We start from the raw sequence: 19,734 nt of genomic DNA on the forward strand, positions 1-19,734 counted from the left end.
GGGGTCTCCTGAGATGCGGGTTAATGATTAGAAAAGCCGAAAATTCTAACCTGCTAACGTACAGCACTTCCCGAACTTGAGCTACGGCTTTTTCATTGCAACGCCCGTGGCGTAAGCATGGCCACGATTCCCGCCCGCCGCCAGCGGTTACAAAGCGATACAGCCTGTTACTCGCCCCACACCTGCCGCTTGCACCGCGCCCCTACTCTGCAGGTGTCCGCTGGCGTAACGACCCGGCGACACCCCACCACTCAACAGAAGCGACACCATGAAAAGCAATCCGATGAAAAAACTTTCGGTATTTTGGCGCCAGTGTTGCGAACTGGAAATAGCAGCCTGTCGTGCAGCGGCCGGCCGAAATGGCGCTGCCGATCACCGCACCGATCTCGTCACGATTGCCGTAGTCGCGAACACAGGCCACGCGGCCGGGAACGCCAAGCCTGCTAAAATGCCGGCTTTGCATCCCGGCCATCTTTTGTGGCACAGCCATGTCCGTCCTCAAGAACGATACCTTCCTGCGCGCACTGCTGCGCCAACCCACTGAATACACCCCCCTCTGGCTGATGCGCCAGGCCGGCCGCTACCTGCCGGAATACAACGCCACCCGTGCCCGCGCCGGCGACTTTCTGACCCTGTGCAAGACGCCCGACCTGGCGACCGAGGTGACGCTGCAGCCGCTGGCGCGCTATCCGCTCGACGCCGCCATCCTGTTTTCCGACATTCTCACCGTGCCCGACGCGATGGGCCTGGGCCTGTACTTCTCGCAGGGCGAAGGCCCGCGCTTCGAGCGCCCGTTGCGCGACGAATGGGAAATCCGCGACCTCTCCGCGCCCGACCCCACCGACAAGCTGGGCTACGTGATGGACGCGGTGCGCTCGATCCGCCGCGCGCTCGATGGCTCGGTACCGTTGATCGGCTTTTCCGGCAGCCCCTACACGCTGGCCTGCTACATGGTCGAAGGCGGCGGCTCGGACGACTACCGCCACATCAAGGCCATGCTGTACAGCCGCCCCGACCTCTTGCACCGCATCCTCGAAGTGAACACCCGTGCGGTGATCGACTACCTCAACGCGCAGATCGAGGCCGGCGCGCAGGCGGTGATGATTTTCGATTCCTGGGGCGGCAGCCTCACCCCGTACGCGTACAAGGAATTCTCGCTCGACTATATGCAGCGCATCGTTGCCGCCCTGACCAAGGAGCGTGAAGGCCGCCCCGTACCCAGCATCATCTTCACCAAGGGCGGCGGCAACTGGCTGGAATCCATGGCCGGCATCGGCGCCGATGCAGTGGGGCTGGACTGGACCCTCGACATTGGCGAAGCGCGCCGCCGTGTCGGCGACCAGGTTGCGCTGCAGGGCAACCTCGACCCCGGCGCCCTGCACGGCTCGCCCGACAACATCCGCGCCGAAGCGCACCGCATCGTCGACAGCTACGGCAACCATCCCGGCCATGTATTCAACCTCGGCCACGGCATTTCGCAGTTCACCGACCCGGACAAGGTCAGCGTGCTGGTCGAGGCGGTGCACAGCCGCAGCCGCGCCGTGCGTGCGGCATGATTTCTGGTCCTGAACGGCCACGCTTTGCTTTTTAATCATCAGAAAACACCATGAAACGTATTTTGATCAGCCTGTTTGCCGTCTTCATCGGCTTCTCCTTCATGATGCCGGACGCCGAAGCCCGCCGCATGGGCGGCAGCAAATCCTTCGGCATGCAGCGCGCCGCGCCGGCCAGACAGAATGTCGCGCCGACGCCGCCGCGCCAGCAGACCGGCACCGTGCCGCAGAAACGCTCGTGGATGGGCCCGATCGCCGGCCTCGCCGCGGGTTTGGGGCTGGCAGCGCTGTTTTCCCATCTCGGCCTGGGTGAGGAAATGGCCAATTTCATGATGCTGGCACTGCTGGCGATGGCCGCCTTCATGCTGTTCCGCTTGTTCATGCGCCGCAATGCGCCGGCCGCACCCGCATGGAGTACGCCGGCGGGTGCCCCGCTGCTACGCAGCGACTCTTCCGCAGCACCCGCGATGCGGGTCGCCGGCATGCCCGCACCGGCCGCATTTGAGCAAAGCCACGCCGCATCGGGCGGCAGCCTCACGGCCAGTCCTTTTCCACCCGGCTTCGATGCCGACGCCTTCGCGCGTGAGGCCAAGCTCAACTTCATCCGCCTGCAAGCGGCGTTCGACGCCGCCAATCTCGACGACCTGCGCGCCTTCACCTCGCCCGAAGTATTTGCCGAAATCAGCATGCAGCTGGCCGAACGCGGCGACGCCACCCAGACCACCGACGTCATGACGCTCGATGCCGAGGTGCGGGAAGCGGTCGACGAGGGCAACCGCCATGTCGTCAGCGTGCGCTTCACCGGCCTGGTGCGCGAGGCCGCCGGCCAGGACGCCGTACCGCTCGACGAAGTCTGGCATCTCACCAAACCGGCCAGCGGCCAGGGCGGCTGGGTCATCGCCGGCATTCAGCAACAAAGCTAGCAAGAACAAGGCCTTCCGCGCCCACAAGGCACGCGGAAGGCCGCATTTGCGCCAATAGAAGCATTGACTTATACACATTTATCGCGCAACTGAAGCTTTTTTCTCCCAATCTCTTGACAGCCAAGCAATGTTTATAAGTCATTGAAAAATATCAATTTGCCGGCCTGCCTGCTTTTTGGCCTGTGATGGCGGCCCGCCTGAATACGGGCGTTTGAGGGCAGTCGACACAAATCGCCCACACAATTGTCCACAGCTTGCTGTGGGCAAGGCGGAATAAGGATTGCCAAACAGATACTTAGTGAATTTTCCCCGCTCCCCTATCAAGATTCACCCCTAACATGCCGTCCATCCTTCAGGTCGCACTCGATACGCCGCTGCATCGGCTGTTCGACTATCGCCTGCCGGATGACCTCGGGGCCGTGCCGCCGGGCACCCTGCTCGAGGTTCCGTTCGGCCGCACCCGTCAGGTTGGCGTCGTGCTCGGGCCGCAGGCCGACAGCACCGTCCAGGCCGACAAGCTACGCGATGTGATCCGCGTGCTGGCCGACCGCCCCGCACTGTCACCCGAAATCCTCCGCCTGGCGCAGTTCTGCGCCGACTATTACCACTATCCGCTGGGCGCGATCCTGCTCGCCACGCTGCCGCCGCGCCTGAAAAACACCACGCCGTTTGTCGCCGAGACCCCCTGGCTGGTGGTGACCGCAGCCGGACAAGCCGCCGAACCCGTCGCCCGCGCCCGCGCGCAGCGCGCCCTACTTGACGCGCTGCGAACGGCGCCACAGTCGCGCAGCGTGCTGCGCGCGCAGAAACAAGGCCGCCACGCCACCGCACTGGTGGCGGCCGGCTGGGCCGCCTGGTCGCGCGTTCCCCCGCCGGCAGCCGCCGCACCGCAGACGGCCGAATCGCCCCCCGCCACCGCCGAGCAGCAGGCCGCACTCGAGACGCTGCTGCCCGCACTCGGCCAGTTTGGCGTGCACCTGATCCACGGCGTCACCGGCAGCGGCAAGACCGAGCTGTACCTGCGCCTGATCGACGCGGTGCTGACCAAGGAAAAACAGGCGCTGGTGCTGATTCCCGAAATCGCGCTGACCCCGCAACTGGAACAACATTTCCGCCGCCGCTTCCCCGGACGCCGCTTCGCCACCCTGCATAGCGGCCTCGCCGAGAAAGATCGCGCCGAAAACTGGCTCGCCGCCCCCGACTGCGACGTGCTGCTCGGCACCCGGCTGTCGGTGTTCGCGCCGCTGCCGCGGCTGGGGCTGATCGTGGTCGACGAGGAGCACGACGCCTCTTTCAAGCAGCAGGACAGCCTGCGCTACTCGGCGCGCGACGTCGCCATCGCGCGCGGCAAACAGCGCGGCGTGCCGGTGCTGCTCGGCTCCGCCACGCCCTCGCTGGAAAGCTATGCACAGGCCACGACCGGGCGCTACCGGCTGATCGAGCTGAAGCAGCGCGCCATCAGCCAGGCGCGGCTGCCGGCGATCGAACTGGTCGACCTCAAGCACATTCCGCTCGACAACGGTCTCACCCGTCCCGTCCTGCTGGCGCTGAGCGAAACCCTGGCGCGCGGCGAGCAGAGCCTGGTGTTTTTGAACCGCCGCGGCTACGCCCCGGCACTGTACTGCCCGAGCTGCGCCTGGGTGTCGCCCTGCCCGCGCTGCTCGGCACGGCTGGTGCTGCACCGCACCTCGCATCGATTGAAATGCCACCACTGCGGATTCGAGACGCGCATCCCGCCCGCATGCCCGAGCTGCGGCAACCCCGATTTGAAAGCCCTCGGCCAGGGCACCCAGCGGCTGGAGGAAACGCTCGCCACGCTGCTGCCCGCCGCGCGCATCCGCCGCATCGACCGCGACACCATGCGTCCGCGCGCCTGGGCCGAACTGGGCGCGGCGGTGCACGGCGGCGCAATCGACATCCTGGTCGGCACCCAGATGCTGGCCAAGGGCCACGACTTCCCCAACATGACGCTGGCGCTCATCCTCGACACCGACGGCGCGCTCTACAGCCCGGACTTTCGCGCCACCGAACGGCTGTTCGCGCAACTGATGCAGGTGGCCGGACGCGCCGGGCGTGCCGACAAGCCCGGCCGCGTGCTGATCCAGACCGCCTTCCCCGATCATCCCTTGTTCCGCTACCTGCAGCGCCACGATTTCGCCGGCTATGCGCGCGCACTGCTGGCCGAACGCCGCCAGCTCGACCTGCCGCCGTTCACCCGCCAGGTCCTGCTGCGCGCCGAAGCGCCCACGATGGCAGCGGCGCTGGCTTTTTTGCAGCGCGCCGCAGCGCTCGCGCCGGATACGGCCGACGTCAGCGTGTTCAGCGCCACGCCGGCGCCGATGGCACGCGTCGCCAATCTGGAGCGCGCGCAACTGCTGGTCCAGTCGCCCCAGCGCCAGACCCTGCAGGCCTTCGTGCGCGACTGGCGACCGCTGTTGGACACCATCAAGCCACGCGTGACGCACTGGTCGCTCGACGTCGACCCGCTGGTGTTTTGATGCCTTGCTCCCGGCGCTTATAATCGCCGGCTACCCATTCGAACACCAAGGGTGCGATTTACCCCATCCTCTCTGTAACCATGTCCAGCACCCATCCGCTCAAAGACCAGATCGCCCTGCTGATCGGTATTGCCCTCGAAACGGTGGCGCCCGACGCCCCGGTCAGCCTCGAAATCGAACGCCCAAAGAATTCCGCTCACGGCGACTTTTCCAGCAATGCCGCACTGCAGCTGGCGCGGCCGCTGAAGAGAAATCCGCGCGAACTGGCGCAGCTGATCCTCACCGAGTTGCCGAAATCCCCGCTGATTGCCAGGGCGGAAATCGCCGGCGCCGGCTTCATCAATTTCCACCTCACTCCCGCCGCCTGGCACGGTCTGGTGCCGCAGATCCGTTCGGCCGGCGCGACTTTCGGCCACAGCGATGCGGGCAAGGGCCACAAGGTGCTGGTCGAGTTCGTCTCCGCCAATCCGACCGGCCCGTTGCACGTCGGTCACGGCCGCCAGGCGGCGCTGGGCGACGCCATCTGTAACCTCTACGCGGCGCAGGGCTGGGACGTCTATCGCGAGTTCTACTATAACGACGCCGGGGTACAGATCGCCACGCTGGCCAACAGCGTGCAGGCGCGCGCAAAAGGGCTGAAACCGGGCGACGCCGGATGGCCGGAAGCCGCCTACAACGGCGACTACATCGCCGACATCGCGGCGGATTTTCTGGCCAGGAAAACGATGAAGTCGGACGACCGCGAATTCACCGCATCGGGCAATGCCGACGATCTCGACTCGATTCGCCAGTTCGCCGTCGCTTACCTGCGCCATGAGCAGGACCTCGACCTCAAGGCCTTCGCGGTGCGCTTCGACCATTACTATCTGGAGTCGAGCCTGTATACCAGCGGGCGCGTGGAGGCGACGGTCAAGCGGCTGATCGAGGCCGGCAAGACCTACGAGCAGGACGGCGCGCTATGGCTCCGAACCACCGACTACGGCGACGACAAGGACCGCGTGATGAAAAAATCCGACGGCACCTACACCTATTTCGTGCCCGACATCGCCTATCACATCGCCAAGCGGGAGCGCGGCTACGAGCGCGCAATCAACATCCAGGGCACCGACCACCACGGCACCATCGCCCGCGTGCGCGCCGGCCTGCAGGCTGCGGGAGGGTCGCTGCGCAGCAGCGGGGCACCCACCGGCGTACCCCTTGCGGGTGCCGCCAACGTCGGCATCCCCGAGGGCTATCCCGACTACCTGCTGCACACTATGGTGCGCGTAATGCGCGGCGGCGAGGAGGTCAAAATCTCCAAGCGCGCCGGCAGCTACGTCACCCTGCGCGACCTCATCGAATGGGCCAGCAAGGACGCGGTGCGCTTCTTCCTGCTCTCGCGCAAGGCCGACACCGAATACATCTTCGATGTCGATCTGGCGATCGCCAAAAACACCGACAATCCGGTGTACTACGTGCAGTACGCCCATGCGCGGATTTGCCGGGTATTCGAGGAATGGGGCGGACAGCCCGCCGCACTCGACGGCGTCGACCTCGCGCCGCTGACCGCGCCGCACGAACTCGCGCTGATGCAGCGTCTGGCCGAATACCCGGAAACCGTCGCTGCTGCCGCCAAGGAGCTGGCTCCGCACCTGCTGGTGCACTACCTGGGGGTGCTGGCAGGCGATTTTCACGCCTGGTACAACGCGGAGAAATTCCTGGTCGACGATGCGGCGACGAAACTGGCCCGGCTGGCGCTGGCCGACGCCACCCGCATCGCAATCGTCAATGGGCTGGCCTTGCTCGGCGTGTCGGCCCCGGAGAAAATGTAGCCATGGTCAAGCCTTCACCCCGCAAAAAAGACCGCTCGGGCGGCAACTCCATCTTCACCGGCGTGCTGATCGGGCTCATCGTCGGCGCGATTCTCGCCGTCGGCGTAGCGCTGTGGATCACCGGCAACAACCTGTTCAAGCCCACGGCACCGACGCCCCGCCCGGCTGCGCCCGCTGCCGGCGTCCCTGAGCCCGCACCCAGCTTCGATTTCTACAAGGTCCTGCCGGGCGACGCCCAAGGCGAACTGCCGCCGTCCACCGCGCCCGCTGCGCCCGCCACGCGCTATTTCCTGCAGGCAGGCGCGTTCCAGAATGCGGACGATGCCGACAACCTGAAAGCGCAACTCGCCATGCTGGGCGTCGAAGCCGTCATCCAGACCGGCGAGGTGGCCGGCAAGGGGGTGTTCCATCGCGTGCGCGTCGGCCCGTTCAGCACCATGGATGAAGTCGATCGCACCCGCAGCCTGCTGACGCAGAACGATATCCCTGCCACACTGGTCAAAGAAATTCTCACCCCACAGGAGTCGCCTTGATGTTTACCCGCATTTTGTCTTTCTTCGCCGCCGCCGTTTTTTCCCTGTCTGCCCTGGCCGCCGGGCCGGAAGCCTTCGAAGGGCACGATTACACCCGGCTGAAGCGAACACAGCCGGTCACTACCGGCAAAAATGTCGAGGTGCTGGAATTCTTCTGGTACCGCTGCCCGCACTGCTTTCAGCTCGAACCCGGCCTCGATGCCTGGCTGAAAACCCTGCCCAGCGACGCCCAGGTTCGCCGCGTGCCGGCGGTGTTCCGCAACGACTGGATGCCCGACGCCAAGCTGTATTACACGCTGGAACAGATGAAACTCCTCGACAGCCTGCACCACAAGATTTTCGACGCCTACCACGTGCAAAACATCAACCTCAACGATCCGGCCGTGCTGGGTGGCTGGATCGCCAAACAGGGCGTCGACCGCAAGAAATTCGAAGATGTCTACAATTCGTTCTCGACGCAGGCCAAGGCCACCCAGGGCGCGCGACTGGCCACCGCTTACGCCATCAGCGGCGTGCCTGCCTTCATCATCGACGGCAAATACGCCACCACGGTGTCGATGACCGGCAGCGAGGCGCGCCTGTTCGAGGTGCTCGATCAGCTGATCGTCAAGGCACGCGCAGAACGCAGCGATAAAAAAGCCCCCAGGTAAACGCCTTGCGGAACAACCGCGGCCCCCCTTTTTACGGGCCGCGCGTAGTGGTTGACGAGCGCCTGACGCCACGACGTGCGTCAGCGCACAGTGGATAGAGCCCGCCCGGCATATGATCTTTCACGGCGCACTGCGTTGCGCGCCGTATTCAATACGGCCCACCATGAATTTTTTAAGGAGTAACCCGATGCAAATACTGTGCAATACAGATGAGAGCGTAGAAGGCCGCGATGCCCTCGGTCGCCATGCTGAAGACGTCGTCAGACGGGTACTGGACCGCTTCAGTGATGATGTCACCCGGGTGGAAATCCATCTCAGCGACGTCAACGGTCAAAAGGCCGGCGAAAATGACAAGCGCTGCCTGATGGAGGCCCGCGTGGCCGGCCGCCAGCCGATCGCGGTCACCGAACTAGCCAATTCACTGCACCAGGCAATCGACGGTGCCGCCCAAAAACTGAAGCGTTCGCTCGACAGCATGCTCGGCAAGCTGGGTGACCACAAGCGCGGTTCATCGATCCCGGACAGCCCGGACGAACCAAGCTGACGGATCGGGCGATCAGCGCCACCCCGGCTCCTGATCGTCACCAACCGACCTTACTGTTAAAGGAGAATGCCATGAGCACGAAAGAAGACTTCGTCCGCAAAATGCACGCCAAACTCGACCAATGGAATGCCGAGATCGACACACTGACGGCAAAGGCCGATGCCGCTGAAGCCGGGGCACGCGCCGAATATCACAAGCAGGTCGAGGGCCTGCGCAACAAACGCGATCACGCCCGCAGCAAGCTGGGCGAGCTCGAATCCGCCGGCGAAGGCGCCTGGCAGGACTTGAAGGCCGGCGTCGAGCTGGCATGGGAATCGGTCAGCGAGGCCGTGCATTCCGCCACCGCCCGATTCAAATAAGCCGCCCGTTGCAGGCGCCGAATAAAGTCTTATCCCCAACCTGAACAGGAAAAAAACATGGCAAACGAGGGTTATCACGAGCCGGTCGAAGCACTCAGTGCCGAGACCCGCGACATGCACCGGGCGATCATTTCGCTGATGGAAGAACTCGAAGCGGTGGACTGGTACAACCAGCGCATGGATGCCTGCAAGGATCCGGAGCTGCGCGCCATTCTCAAGCACAATCGCGACGAGGAGAAAGAGCATGCCGCCATGGTGATGGAGTGGATTCGTCGGCGCGACCCGAAGTTCGACGAGGAACTGCGGGATTACCTGTTCACCGACAAGCAAATTGCTCACGACTGATTCGGGGCCGCACGCAACGGCACGCCCCCTTGTCGACACCGGGAGCCTTAATCCGTCTGCAGATCCTGCGGCTGGTTGAAATTGGCAAAGCAGGCCGCATCGAACCGTACGGCCGTTGAGGGCAGGCCCGCCTGCCAGTGGTGCACCGCACGTTCGCCATGCGCCAGAAATGCGGCGAGGCTGCCGCGCTGATCGGCGCGCACGAGGAAGCAGCCGTAGTGCACGCGTTCCCCGTCCGCCGCTACGGCCAGCGGCACGCCTTCCCGCAGTGCCGCGTCGAGCAAGCGCACAGCCAGGTCGGCCGGCAGATGCGGCGTGTCGCAGGGCGCGACCAGCAACCAGTCCGCCGTCACGGCGTCCAGCGCCGCCAGCACACCCGCCAGCGGACCAGGGAAATCGGGCATCGTGTCGGGCAGCACACGGTGGCCATAGGCCGCGTAGATATCGAGATTGCGGTTGGCGCTGATGAGAATTTCGCCGACTTGCGGCGCCAGCGCGGCAAGCGCCCATTCGACCAGCGGGCGCCCCTGATAATCGATCAGGCCTTTGTCGGCGCCGCCCATGCGGCGGCCCTGGCCGCCCGCCAGGATGACGGCGGCGACGCGCGCCGACTTTAATTTACTGCCCGCGTCGGGCATACAGGTGGAAGTGGTCGAAGCGGTCGCCGGGGCGCGCGCCTTCCCACTGCTTGATCCAGTCATCCGGAACGCGCGGTTCTGGCTCGTTGCGCCGCGTCTCCCGCAGCAGCCAGTCGCAGCCGGCGTCGCCAGGGACGAGCCAGCGGTCGCTGTGATAGGCCAACAGCAGGCGCTGCGTGCTGCGCACCTGATGGGTCTGGATGCACGCCGCTGGCGGCACCCGCGCCGCCAGCGCCTCGCCGACGCTGACATAACTCAGGCGACGGTCGAGCGGCGCCTGAAACAGTACCATCAGCAAAACCCAGATGAACGTCAGACTCGCCGTCCACACCAGGATGGGGCGCAGCGGCGAGCGGTCGACACGGGCGAGGAACCCGACCCAGATCAGGGTAACGACAAGACCCAGTGCCAGCGCCCACGGACGCAATTCGCCGACACCGGTCATGCCCAACTTGGCCAGCCGCGCCGCCAGCCGCACCGGATGGCCCAGGTCGTGTGCGCTCCAGTAGGCCCACAGCAGCAGCCCCATAAAGCCGAACAGCATGAGCGCAAACCACAGCAGGGCGCTGGCCGCGCCACGCCGCAGGCTGAACAGCCCGGCGCTGCCTAAGAGGGCCAGCGGCAGCAACAGGATGAGGCCCTGCTCCTCGCCGGGATGCGCCGCCAGGGCGTACAGGCCGAGCAGGCCCGCCAGCGCGCCGAGCGGCAGCACCACCCCCGGCGTACGCCACTGGCGCCGACCGCGATACAGCGCCCAGGCCGCCAGCGGCCACGCCGGCCAGGCGTACCAGGCCAGAATGCCGGGGAAGTAGCCTGGACGAAGACCCTCGCCGCCCAGCCAGCGCTCAAGATTGAGCACGCGCACAAACGGGATCGCCTGGGTGGCGAGATAAGCCAGCCATGCCGCGCTGGCGGCAAGCGCGAGGCCCGCCCCCCACAGCAGCGCGCGCCGCGCCGCCGGCGAACGATAATCCTCAAGCAACAGCGACAACGCGCCCGCCAACGCCAGGATCAGCGCCGCTTCCGCCGCGCCGCCGGCCAGCAGCATGAGCGTAGCCCCGATGCCCAGCGCCCAGCCGCTGCGAGGGTTCTGCGGCAGGCCGGCCACGCCATACAGCATGATCGCGGCGGCGGCGAACTGGGCGGTATAGGCATTGAGTTCGTGACCGCGCACCAGCAAGCCCACGCAGCCCAGCAGCGTCAGCGCCGCAGCCCAGCCGGCTTCTGCGCCATACAGCGTACGCGCGGTGCGCGCGACAAAAAACAGCGCCAGCGCGATGAACACCCCCGAGGCCAGCCGCGCGCCATCGGGCAGGGCCAGGATGGGCGAAGTCAGCCAGGCGGTGACGGCCGCCACCCAGTAGTACAGAGGCGGCGTGGCCACAGCAGCCTGCGGCGCAACGTCGCTTTGCAGCAGCAGCCACAGCTGTACGAAGTGATCGCCATCGCCGCCCTTCCATGGCGCATGCCCCACCAGACCCGGCAGCAGCCAGGCGGCACAGAGCAGCAGCAGCCCGAGCTGCGAAAGGGTCGCTGCGCAGCAGCGGGGTACCCATCGGCGTACTCCTTGCGGGTGCTGCGAAAGGTTGGGCTGGCGCTTACTGGACAATTTTGAGTCGCTGGCCCGGGCTGGGCTCGCCGCTTGGGTAAAGGGCGTTCATCAGGCGCAGCTGGCTTTCGGCGCCGGCGCCCAGCGGCGACTGCCGCGCCAGGTTTGCCATCGTCATGCCGGGCTGCGCCGTGACCAGTTTCAGCACGTAAGGCCGGGTTGCCATTTTCTCGGCCGCGGTGATCGCGCGAAAGCTGTTGATCGCCGCGCGCAGGGTGCTGCGTTCGCGATCGTAGGTCGGCTTGTCCCTGGCCATGCCGGCGATCAGGTACTGCGTGCCGTTGAACACCACGGCCGCCACCACCACCGGTTTGCCCTGCTGCGCGCCGGCGGCGAATGCCGCCGGATAGCCGCTAAGCTTGCCGCTGTCGTAGCGCGCGCCGGCATCCAGCTTGAGGCCTTTTTGCAGGGTATCCAGCGGCTTGTCGTTCTTCGGTCCCTGTTGCAGTTCGACCAGCGCATCGCCCTGGGGGCTCGTCGCCACGACCCGGTCGGGACGGTTCTGCACTCGCCAGCCTGGCGGGAACTGGAGCACAAGGCCAAGTTTTTCATGCAGCAGCATGTTGTTGCGGATCAGGCCCTGCTCGGGGCTGTCGCCAAAATAAACGCCGACCATTTTTTGCAGATAGTCGCTGCGGCCGTCACGCGGGTTGGCAACGGTGTACTGGTTCGCCGCGCCCACCACCTGCCTGAGACGCGCGTCGTTGCCGGGATGGGTGTCGAAGGTGCCGTGATAGGTGCGTAGCGGGCGGCCGTCGCGCCGGGCCTGTTCGGCGGCGAACAGCTCCTGGTTTTTCAGCACGCCGATGACGTCGATCATCGCCTGCGGGTTGTAGCCAGTCTTCGCCAGATATTCGGCGCCGAGGCGGTCGGATTCCAGTTCATGCTCGCGGCCGTAGCCCGCGGTCCAAGCCTGCGCCAGCGTTTGCAGCAGGGTGGCGCCCGCCTGATTGTCCAACTCCGGTACCAGGATCGATCCCAGCACTGCGCCCAGTCCGGCCGCAGTGGACGCGCTTTGCTGGCGCACCCCGTGGCGCGCGGTGACATGGCCGATTTCGTGGCCGACGACGCCGGCCAGTTCGGCCTCGGAATTCAGATACGCCATGATGCCGCGGGTGATGTAGACATAGCCGCCGGGCAGCGCAAAGGCGTTGACATCGGGGCTATCGACCACGGTGAAATGCCATTGCAGGTGCGGCCGGTGGCTTTGCTGCGCCAGGCGCTGACCGACCTCGTTCACGTAGGCCTGCAGCACCGGATTATCCAGCGTCGCGTATTCCTTCAGCACATCCTGATGTGCCTGCGCACCCAGCTGGATTTCCTGCTGCTCCGACATCAACACGAAGTCCTTGTCGCCGCTGACTGGATTTTGCGCGCAGTGGGAGAGCGCCAGCGAACCGAAGGCAATGACGGCAATACGACGAAAGGCGCGGGGGGTCACGTCAGTCTCTTTCTCGGGAGGCAGCGCTCAAAATGATACCGTTGCCGCGCCGCGAAAATGCAAAAAGCGGCTAAAGCCGCTTTTTGCATAATCGTGCAGACCGGCTTATTTCATGCCGCGGTTGACTTGATACCGTAGCGCTGACGGAACTTCTCGACGCGTCCGGCAGTGTCCACGATCTTCTGCTTGCCAGTATAGAACGGATGGCAGGCCGCGCAGACTTCCACCTTCAGGGCGTCTTTGCCCAGCGTGGAGCGGGTTTTGAAGGTGTTGCTGCAGGAGCAGGTCACGGTCACTTCTTGATAATCGGGGTGAATGCCGGCTTTCATGGCAATTCCTTAAAATGGGTTGAATTCGGAGAACGCGGGAGTATAGCGGAGATGCAGGCTCCGATCAACCCCGCCGCATCGAATCGAAGAACTCGCTGTTGTTTTTTGTCGCACGGATCTTGTCCAGCAGAAACTCCATCGCCTCCATGTCGTCCATCGGGTACAGCAGCTTCCTCAACACCCACACCTTCTGCAGGATGTCGGGCGGCAGCAGGAGTTCTTCGCGGCGGGTGCCTGAACGGTTGACGTTGATCGCGGGGTACTGGCGCTTCTCGGCCATCTTGCGGTCGAGGTGGATTTCGAGGTTGCCGGTGCCCTTGAATTCCTCGTAGATCACGTCGTCCATACGGCTGCCGGTGTCGACCAGCGCGGTGGCGATGATGGTGAGGCTGCCGCCTTCCTCGATGTTGCGCGCGGCGCCGAAGAAGCGCTTCGGCTTTTGCAGCGCGTTAGCGTCGACGCCGCCGGTAAGCACCTTGCCGGAGGCGGGCTGCACGGCATTGTAGGCACGTGCCAGACGGGTGATGGAATCGAGCAGGATCACCACGTCCTTCTTGTGCTCGACCAGGCGCTTGGCCCGTTCGATCACCATTTCCGCCACCTGCACGTGACGGCTGGCGGGTTCGTCGAAGGTGGAGGCGATGACTTCGCCGCGCACGGTGCGGCTCATTTCGGTCACTTCTTCCGGGCGCTCATCGATCAGCAGCACAAACAGCACGACGTCGGGGTGGTTGGAGGTGATGGCGTGGGCAATGTGCTGCAGCATCACCGTCTTGCCGGTTTTCGGCGGCGCCACCAGGAGACCGCGCTGGCCCTTGCCGATCGGGGCGACGATGTCGATCACGCGGCTGGTAATGTTCTCCTCGGCCTTGATCTCGCGTTCCAGCTTGAGCGGCTGGTCGGGGTGCAGCGGCGTGAGGTTTTCGAACAGGATCTTGTTCTTGCTGGCCTCGGGCGGCTCGTCGTTGATCTTGTCGAGCTTGGTCATCGCCGAATAGCGCTCGCCGTCCTTGGGGGTGCGGATCTCGCCTTCGACCTTGTCGCCGGTGTGCAGGTTGAAGCGGCGGATCTGGGACGGCGACACGTAGATGTCGTCGGTGTTGGCCAGATACGAGGCTTCCGGCGAACGCAAGAAACCGAAGCCGTCCGGCAGCACTTCCAGCACGCCGTCTCCGAAGATGCTCTCGCCGCGCTTGGCCCCCGCTTTCAGGATGGCGAAGATCAGTTCCTGCTTGCGGAAGCGGTTGGCGTTGTCGATACCGTCGGTGGCGGCGATTTCAAGAAGCTCGGTGATCGGCTTCTGCTTGAGTTCGGAAAGATACATGGAAGAGGCCTGAGTAGGCTCGCTTGAAAGAGCCGGAAGATGGGGAGGGGTGAAGCCGGATGACGCTGCGCCAAGACCGCCTGCTGGGCGAGTGTCTGGTGGCGTACTTCCTGCGGGTGCTGCGCGCAGGCGGCGCAGAGATGCGCCATCCGGTAAGACTTTAACTTAAATGTTGCTGTCGACGAACGCGGTGAGTTGCGATTTCGACAGGGCGCCGACCTTGGTGGCCTCGACGTTGCCGTTCTTGAAAATCATCAGGGTGGGGATGCCGCGGATGCCGAATTTCGGCGGGGTGGCCTGGTTTTCATCGATATTGAGCTTGCACACTTTGAGCTTGCCGGCGTATTCCTTGGCGACTTCATCGAGGATCGGCGAGATCATCTTGCAAGGGCCACACCAGTCCGCCCAGTAATCCACCAGCACCGGCACACCGGCCTGCAGGACTTCCTGTTCAAACGAATCGTCGGATATGTAATGAACATGTTCGCTCATTGGTGAGGCTCCTAGTTGAATTATACGGGTGGCCGGATACGGCCTGGATAGTTTGGGAAGGCGGTAATACTGGAAAATTTGGTTTTGTGCCGATATGCTACATCAAAATTGCCGCCTGCAAGCATCCGGGCGTTTCTCAAATTCTCTGGAGAACTACGAATGACCTATGTTGTAGCCGACGCCTGCATAAAGTGCAAATATACCGATTGTGTCGATGTCTGCCCAGTGGACTGCTTTCACGAGGGCCCCAACTTCCTCGTCATCGACCCGGAGGAGTGCATCGACTGCACGCTGTGCGTGGCCGAATGCCCGGTCGAAGCCATTTTCGCCGAAGACGACGTACCGGATGACCAGCGCGCCTACATCGCACTCAACGCCGAACTCGCCAAGCAGTGGAAGGTCATCATCGAGAGCAAAGACCCGTTGCCCGACGCCGACGAGTGGGCCCAGGTCAAGGACAAGCTGAAGCACCTGGCGCGCTGAGCCGCTTGAAAATCTCCGGCGATGGCGCACTGCCGCATGTCGTCGCCCGCCACCTGCTCGATCAATACGCCGACCGCCTTCCCGACCTGTCCGGGTTGACGGTGCTCGTCCCCAACCATCGCGCCGGGCAGGATTTTGCCCGCGCACTGGCGCCGGCTGCCGGCCGCCGGGCACTGATTCCGCCACGCATCATCCCACTGAAGGCCTGGGCCGACAGCGTGGCCGACGGCCACACCGAACCGCAGGCGCGGCGGCTGGCGCGCCTGCATGGCGTGCTGCGGCGCGTCGACTGGCTGGGCGCGGTCGACAAATGGGCGCTTGCCGGCGAACTGCTGGCACTGGCTGACGAACTGTCGGCCGCGCGGCTGGGCGGCGAGATCGGCTCACGGATTCGCGCGCTGCACGCCGGCGCGCTCGACCGCGCCGTACTTGATCGTGAGACGGCGCTGATCGAGGCGGTGTGGCTGGCGCTCAACAACGACGGCCACGACCCGCAGGCGCGCTATGCCCGTGCGCTCGACGCCCTGCTTGAACAGATCGGGGCAGCACCGCAGCCCATTTACGGCTATGCGCTGGGCGCCCTTTCCGCCGTCGAGCAGCAATTTCTCGAGCGCTGCGCCAAACTCGCCCCGCTCACGCTGTTCGAACCGGACGCCGAAGCGGCCATCGCCTTCACCCTGCACCAGGCCTGGCAGCTGACCGATCCGCCGCTGCGCGACCGCGCCGCCGCGCTCGCCCGGCGCGTTCCCGCCTCGCCGCTACTGGATCGCATCACGCTGGCCCCGGCGCCGCACCTGGAAGCCGAAGCGCGCGCCGTCGCCACCTGGGTGGCCGCCCAGCTGCGCGCCGGCCGGCGCGAACTCGCGCTGATCGCACTCGACCGCGAAACCGCGCGGCGGGTGCGCGCGCTACTCGAACGCATGGACGTGCTGGCGGCCGACGAAACCGGCTGGACGCTGTCGACCGCCGCCGCCGCCGCGGTGATCGACCGCTGGCTCGAATGCGTGGCGAGCGACTTCCCGCACGTCGAATTGCTCGATCTCCTGAAATCGCCCTTCGTGCTGGGTGAACCCGCCGCGCGCCAGGACCAGGTGCTCGCGTTCGAACTGGCGCTGCGCCGGCAAGGCGTGTCGCAAGGGATGGCGGAGATGCAGCGGCTGGCGCACCGCGAATTCGCCGTACTGCCTGTCTGGCTCGCCGCGCTGTTCGACGCCCGCCAGGGGTTCGAGCAGCGCCGCGCGCCGCTCGCAGTGTGGCTCGCGCGATTGACCGACAGCCTTATCCGGCTCGACGCCGTCGCCCCGCTGCACGCCGACGCCGCCGGCGCCAAGGTGCTCGAAACGCTCGACGCCCTGCGCCGCGACCTGGCCGACGACGGTGAAAAATACGGCTTCGGCGAATGGCGGCGCTGGCTCAACCTGGCGCTGGAGTCGGCAAGCTTCATCGACGCCAGCGTCGCCAGCCCCATCGTGCTGACCTCGCTACCCGCCGCCCGCGGGCGCCTGTTCGACGCCGTGGCGCTGATCGGCGCCGACGCCCGCCACCTGCCCGCGCGCGCCGCGCCCGGCCTGTTTTCCCAGGCCACCCGCGCCCAGCTGGGCCTGTCGACCGCAAGCGACGAAGCCGCGGCCGTCACCGCCGACCTGATGCAGCTGCTGGTTCAGGGGCCTGCGCTCATCAGCTGGCAGGCGTGGCACAACGACGAGCCCAACCCCGTCTCGCCACTGGTGCTGCGGCTGCAGGCGCTGCACCGGGCCGCGTGGGACAGCGCCCTGCCCGAGCAGGCCGTCGGCATTCCGCCCACCCAGCCCGGCCCGCTGCCCGCCGCCTGCGTGCAGCCTGCGCCGACGGTCACCGCCGCGCAGCTGCCGCGCCATTATTCGCCCACCGCCTACCAGACCCTGCTCGACTGCCCCTACCGGTTTTTCGCGCGCAGCGTGCTCGGCATCCGCGAACTCGACGAGGCCGACGACGCGCTCGACAAGAGCGACTACGGCAACGCCTTGCACCGCATCCTCAAGGCCTTTCACGACAGCGCGCCGCCGCTTGAGCGCGACGCCGCGCTGGCGCAGCTGAACGCCCTCTCCGCCGCCGAATTCGCCGCGCTGCCCGCATACACCGCCGCCGCCTGGGCGAGCCAGTGGGACAGCATCCAGCCCGCCTACATCGACGCCTGGCTGGCGCACGCGGCCGCCGGCTGGCGCTACGAATCCGGCGAAACCGATTTCTCGGTGCCGCACACCGTTGAAGGCCTCGGAGAAATCACCCTGCACGGCCGCGTCGACCGTGTCGACGTAAAAGGCGACGCCCGCTACGTGATCGACTACAAGACCAGCGCCGCGCAAGGCCTGAAAAAAAAGCTCAAGGCGCCCGACGAAGCCGTGCAGCTGCCCTTCTACGCCTGGCTGTGCGAGGCTGCCGCCGTCTACCTGCCGATCAACGAAGCCCCCGTCGCCGCACTCGAACTCGACGGCGAAACCGACGTCGCCGCCATCAGCCTGCGCCTGCCACAGTTGCTTGAAGCGATCGCACAGCACGCCGCGCTGCCCGCCCATGGCATCGACAGTGTCTGCAAGTACTGCGAAGCGCGCGGGATGTGCCGAAAAGGAATGTGGGATGCAGCATAAAAGTTTGCCCGACGCTCCGTAGTGTAATAACATTGTGACAACACTTACGGGTAGCTCGGGGAGTAGATATGCGCATCAACCTTGTTAAAGTCGGCAACTCAAAGGGCGTCATCATCCCTGCCGCCATCCTCGCCTCGTGCGGCCTGAAAGATGCCGTCGATCTGCAGATCAAAGGCAAGAAGCTCGTCATCGAGGCGCTCAAGCAGCCCCGTGCGGGCTGGTTTGACGGCTATCAGGCCGAAAACGATGAAGCCGTACTCGACACCATCCCCGTCGACGAGGGTGACGAAGAATGGGTGTGGTAAAACGCGGCGAGGTTTACCGGGTCAACCTCGACCCCACTGTCGGCAGTGAACTCCAGAAAACCCGCCCCTGCCTGATCGTGTCGCCAGACGACATGAACGCCGCCCTGCCACGCGTCATCATCGCCCCGCTCACCAGCGGTGGCCAACCGCTTGGCTGCCGTCCCGAAGTTGAATTCAAGGGCAAGTCTGCCCGTATCCTGCTGGATCAACTGCGTTCCGTGGACAAGCAACGCTTGGGCGGCAAGATGGGCAAAATCGAACTCGCGCTTTGGCATCCAGTGTTGCTGGAAATGCTGGCCTTTTGACCCGGCCATTACCCCTTGAAGATATTCTGACGGTGATAATCCAGAAATTGGCGATGAGGCCTCAATTCAACTCGCTCAGGCAGCAATAATTTCATATTCACGTTAAAGAGGCGCACTGCCGTATCGGGAAGTCGATCTTTCGCGAGTAGTAAACTGAAATCATCATCAATCGAAATCAAGCCACGATCAAACATCCAATGAACAGTACCGGATAGTGCGATTCCATTCCTGACGCTGTCCGGTCCTCGATGTTCGACAGGGCGGATATGTGCGGCTTGTACCTCCGATCGCCCACCTCCATTGATGATCTTAAGTCCGGTAAAGGCGCAGGTATCGTGGTAAGCGCTCTTCACGGCAGCAGAGAAGGCCTTATCACGAAATGGACGCGAAACAAGTTGCTCAACGATCCGTCGACCCTGCTCCATTGTTACATGGTCATGTGATTCGTATGGCTCCTCCGCTAACCATACGGTAGCTGGCATCGGCTCTTCCGGAATATCGGGCGCAAGGCGAGCCCGTTCTTCAAGCCCAATCACATGACCAAATCCGGCCTGCCAAATAAGATCGTATTCATCATCGGACAGCATGCGAACAGCTCTGCCGAACGCGCCTTTATTGGTTGAGCCATCCGCTTTTTCGAGACCCGTTTCGTAGTAATGAACTCCCTCTTTAAAAGGGACGGGGCGGACGAAAGGGAGGTAATTTGAGATTTCTGCGTAGAAGTGATCCGCAAGAACCGGGTCAGGGTAAATCGACTCAACACGCGCCGTTGCAAAATAAACTTGCCGCCCCCCGCTGCTTGAAAGCTCACCCGTAGAACGGCGCGGCTCATAATAGACAATCCAATCACCAGCCGCTTTGCCAACCTGATTGAGATACGCTTTGGGGAAGTGATATCTATTTTCCGGCAGGTCATCGTAGACCGGCGAAACCTTGGTTGTCAGCACTGCTTTCGTCATGGCGTC

General features: G+C 64.5%; 21 protein-coding genes. 13 read left to right on the forward strand and 8 right to left on the reverse strand.

Features of this window, described 5'->3' with window-relative positions:
- Positions 1 to 202: 202 nt before the first annotated feature.
- A complete protein-coding gene (locus ACZ41T_RS09355; protein WP_464921126.1) occupies positions 203 to 490 on the reverse strand; it encodes a hypothetical protein in 288 nt (95 codons plus the stop codon).
- Between ACZ41T_RS09355 and hemE the strand changes: the two genes are divergently transcribed.
- From hemE to ACZ41T_RS09400, 9 genes are all read left to right on the forward strand, one after another.
- Positions 489 to 1,556, forward strand: coding sequence for a uroporphyrinogen decarboxylase (hemE, locus tag ACZ41T_RS09360; RefSeq protein WP_464921127.1), 1,068 nt, complete (start codon positions 489 to 491; stop codon positions 1,554 to 1,556). The two genes, ACZ41T_RS09355 and hemE, sit on opposite strands and share 2 nt — an antisense overlap.
- 50 nt (positions 1,557 to 1,606) lie before the next feature.
- Complete coding sequence (locus ACZ41T_RS09365) at positions 1,607 to 2,476, forward strand: Tim44 domain-containing protein (protein WP_464921128.1); 870 nt, start codon at positions 1,607 to 1,609, stop codon at positions 2,474 to 2,476.
- 338 nt (positions 2,477 to 2,814) lie between these two features.
- Positions 2,815 to 4,974, forward strand: coding sequence for a primosomal protein N' (locus ACZ41T_RS09370; protein WP_464921129.1), 2,160 nt, complete (start codon positions 2,815 to 2,817; stop codon positions 4,972 to 4,974).
- A gap of 80 nt (positions 4,975 to 5,054) precedes the next feature.
- A complete protein-coding gene (argS, locus tag ACZ41T_RS09375; protein WP_464921130.1) occupies positions 5,055 to 6,785 on the forward strand; it encodes an arginine--tRNA ligase in 1,731 nt (576 codons plus the stop codon).
- Positions 6,786 to 6,787: 2 nt separating this feature from the next.
- The gene (locus ACZ41T_RS09380; protein WP_464921131.1) at positions 6,788 to 7,318 is read left to right on the forward strand and encodes an SPOR domain-containing protein; all 531 of its coding nucleotides are present in this window, start codon (positions 6,788 to 6,790) and stop codon (positions 7,316 to 7,318) included.
- Positions 7,318 to 7,968 (forward strand): thiol:disulfide interchange protein DsbA/DsbL, encoded by a 651-nt coding sequence (locus ACZ41T_RS09385; protein WP_464921132.1) that lies wholly within the window; start codon positions 7,318 to 7,320, stop codon positions 7,966 to 7,968. The genes ACZ41T_RS09380 and ACZ41T_RS09385 overlap by 1 nt, the downstream gene beginning before the upstream one ends.
- Before the next feature lie 187 nt (positions 7,969 to 8,155).
- A complete protein-coding gene (locus tag ACZ41T_RS09390) occupies positions 8,156 to 8,512 on the forward strand; it encodes an HPF/RaiA family ribosome-associated protein (protein ID WP_464921133.1) in 357 nt (118 codons plus the stop codon).
- 71 nt (positions 8,513 to 8,583) lie between these two features.
- Positions 8,584 to 8,871, forward strand: coding sequence for a sll1863 family stress response protein (locus tag ACZ41T_RS09395; RefSeq protein ID WP_464921134.1), 288 nt, complete (start codon positions 8,584 to 8,586; stop codon positions 8,869 to 8,871).
- A gap of 57 nt (positions 8,872 to 8,928) precedes the next feature.
- On the forward strand, positions 8,929 to 9,216 hold the full coding sequence (locus tag ACZ41T_RS09400) for an encapsulin-associated ferritin-like protein (protein WP_464921135.1): 288 nt from the start codon (positions 8,929 to 8,931) through the stop codon (positions 9,214 to 9,216).
- Positions 9,217 to 9,263: 47 nt separating this feature from the next.
- On the opposite strand, the gene mobA is transcribed toward ACZ41T_RS09400, so the two are convergent.
- The 6 genes from mobA to trxA form a co-directional block, all read right to left on the reverse strand.
- Positions 9,264 to 9,854: a molybdenum cofactor guanylyltransferase MobA gene (gene mobA / locus ACZ41T_RS09405; RefSeq protein ID WP_464921136.1), complete on the reverse strand. Its 591-nt coding sequence runs from the start codon at positions 9,852 to 9,854 to the stop codon at positions 9,264 to 9,266.
- On the reverse strand, positions 9,835 to 11,463 hold the full coding sequence (locus ACZ41T_RS09410; RefSeq protein WP_464921137.1) for an ArnT family glycosyltransferase: 1,629 nt from the start codon (positions 11,461 to 11,463) through the stop codon (positions 9,835 to 9,837). The genes mobA and ACZ41T_RS09410 overlap by 20 nt, the downstream gene beginning before the upstream one ends.
- The gene (locus ACZ41T_RS09415) at positions 11,453 to 12,904 is read right to left on the reverse strand and encodes a M48 family metalloprotease (RefSeq protein ID WP_464921138.1); all 1,452 of its coding nucleotides are present in this window, start codon (positions 12,902 to 12,904) and stop codon (positions 11,453 to 11,455) included. The genes ACZ41T_RS09410 and ACZ41T_RS09415 overlap by 11 nt, the downstream gene beginning before the upstream one ends.
- A 110-nt stretch (positions 12,905 to 13,014) precedes the next feature.
- Positions 13,015 to 13,233 (reverse strand): 50S ribosomal protein L31, encoded by a 219-nt coding sequence (gene rpmE / locus ACZ41T_RS09420; RefSeq protein WP_464921139.1) that lies wholly within the window; start codon positions 13,231 to 13,233, stop codon positions 13,015 to 13,017.
- Positions 13,234 to 13,297: 64 nt separating this feature from the next.
- The gene (rho, locus tag ACZ41T_RS09425; RefSeq protein WP_464921140.1) at positions 13,298 to 14,557 is read right to left on the reverse strand and encodes a transcription termination factor Rho; all 1,260 of its coding nucleotides are present in this window, start codon (positions 14,555 to 14,557) and stop codon (positions 13,298 to 13,300) included.
- 165 nt (positions 14,558 to 14,722) lie between these two features.
- Complete coding sequence (gene trxA / locus ACZ41T_RS09430) at positions 14,723 to 15,049, reverse strand: thioredoxin TrxA (protein WP_011310549.1); 327 nt, start codon at positions 15,047 to 15,049, stop codon at positions 14,723 to 14,725.
- A gap of 159 nt (positions 15,050 to 15,208) precedes the next feature.
- Between trxA and fdxA the strand changes: the two genes are divergently transcribed.
- The 4 genes from fdxA (at position 15,209) to ACZ41T_RS09450 (ending at position 18,769) form a co-directional block, all read left to right on the forward strand.
- Positions 15,209 to 15,532 carry a ferredoxin FdxA gene (fdxA, locus tag ACZ41T_RS09435; protein ID WP_464921141.1) on the forward strand — a complete coding sequence of 108 codons (324 nt, stop codon included), beginning with the start codon at positions 15,209 to 15,211 and terminating at the stop codon, positions 15,530 to 15,532.
- A gap of 5 nt (positions 15,533 to 15,537) precedes the next feature.
- Positions 15,538 to 18,159, forward strand: coding sequence for a PD-(D/E)XK nuclease family protein (locus ACZ41T_RS09440; protein ID WP_464921142.1), 2,622 nt, complete (start codon positions 15,538 to 15,540; stop codon positions 18,157 to 18,159).
- A gap of 68 nt (positions 18,160 to 18,227) precedes the next feature.
- Positions 18,228 to 18,464 (forward strand): AbrB/MazE/SpoVT family DNA-binding domain-containing protein, encoded by a 237-nt coding sequence (locus tag ACZ41T_RS09445; RefSeq protein ID WP_464921143.1) that lies wholly within the window; start codon positions 18,228 to 18,230, stop codon positions 18,462 to 18,464.
- Complete coding sequence (locus ACZ41T_RS09450) at positions 18,452 to 18,769, forward strand: type II toxin-antitoxin system PemK/MazF family toxin (RefSeq protein ID WP_464921144.1); 318 nt, start codon at positions 18,452 to 18,454, stop codon at positions 18,767 to 18,769. Before ACZ41T_RS09445 ends, ACZ41T_RS09450 begins: the two co-directional genes overlap by 13 nt.
- Before the next feature lie 8 nt (positions 18,770 to 18,777).
- Here ACZ41T_RS09450 and ACZ41T_RS09455 read toward each other — a convergent pair whose 3' ends face one another.
- The gene (locus tag ACZ41T_RS09455) at positions 18,778 to 19,728 is read right to left on the reverse strand and encodes an HNH endonuclease (protein WP_464921145.1); all 951 of its coding nucleotides are present in this window, start codon (positions 19,726 to 19,728) and stop codon (positions 18,778 to 18,780) included.
- Between the last annotated feature and the right edge of the window lie 6 nt (positions 19,729 to 19,734).

The organism is Thiobacillus thiophilus, from assembly GCF_055378705.1.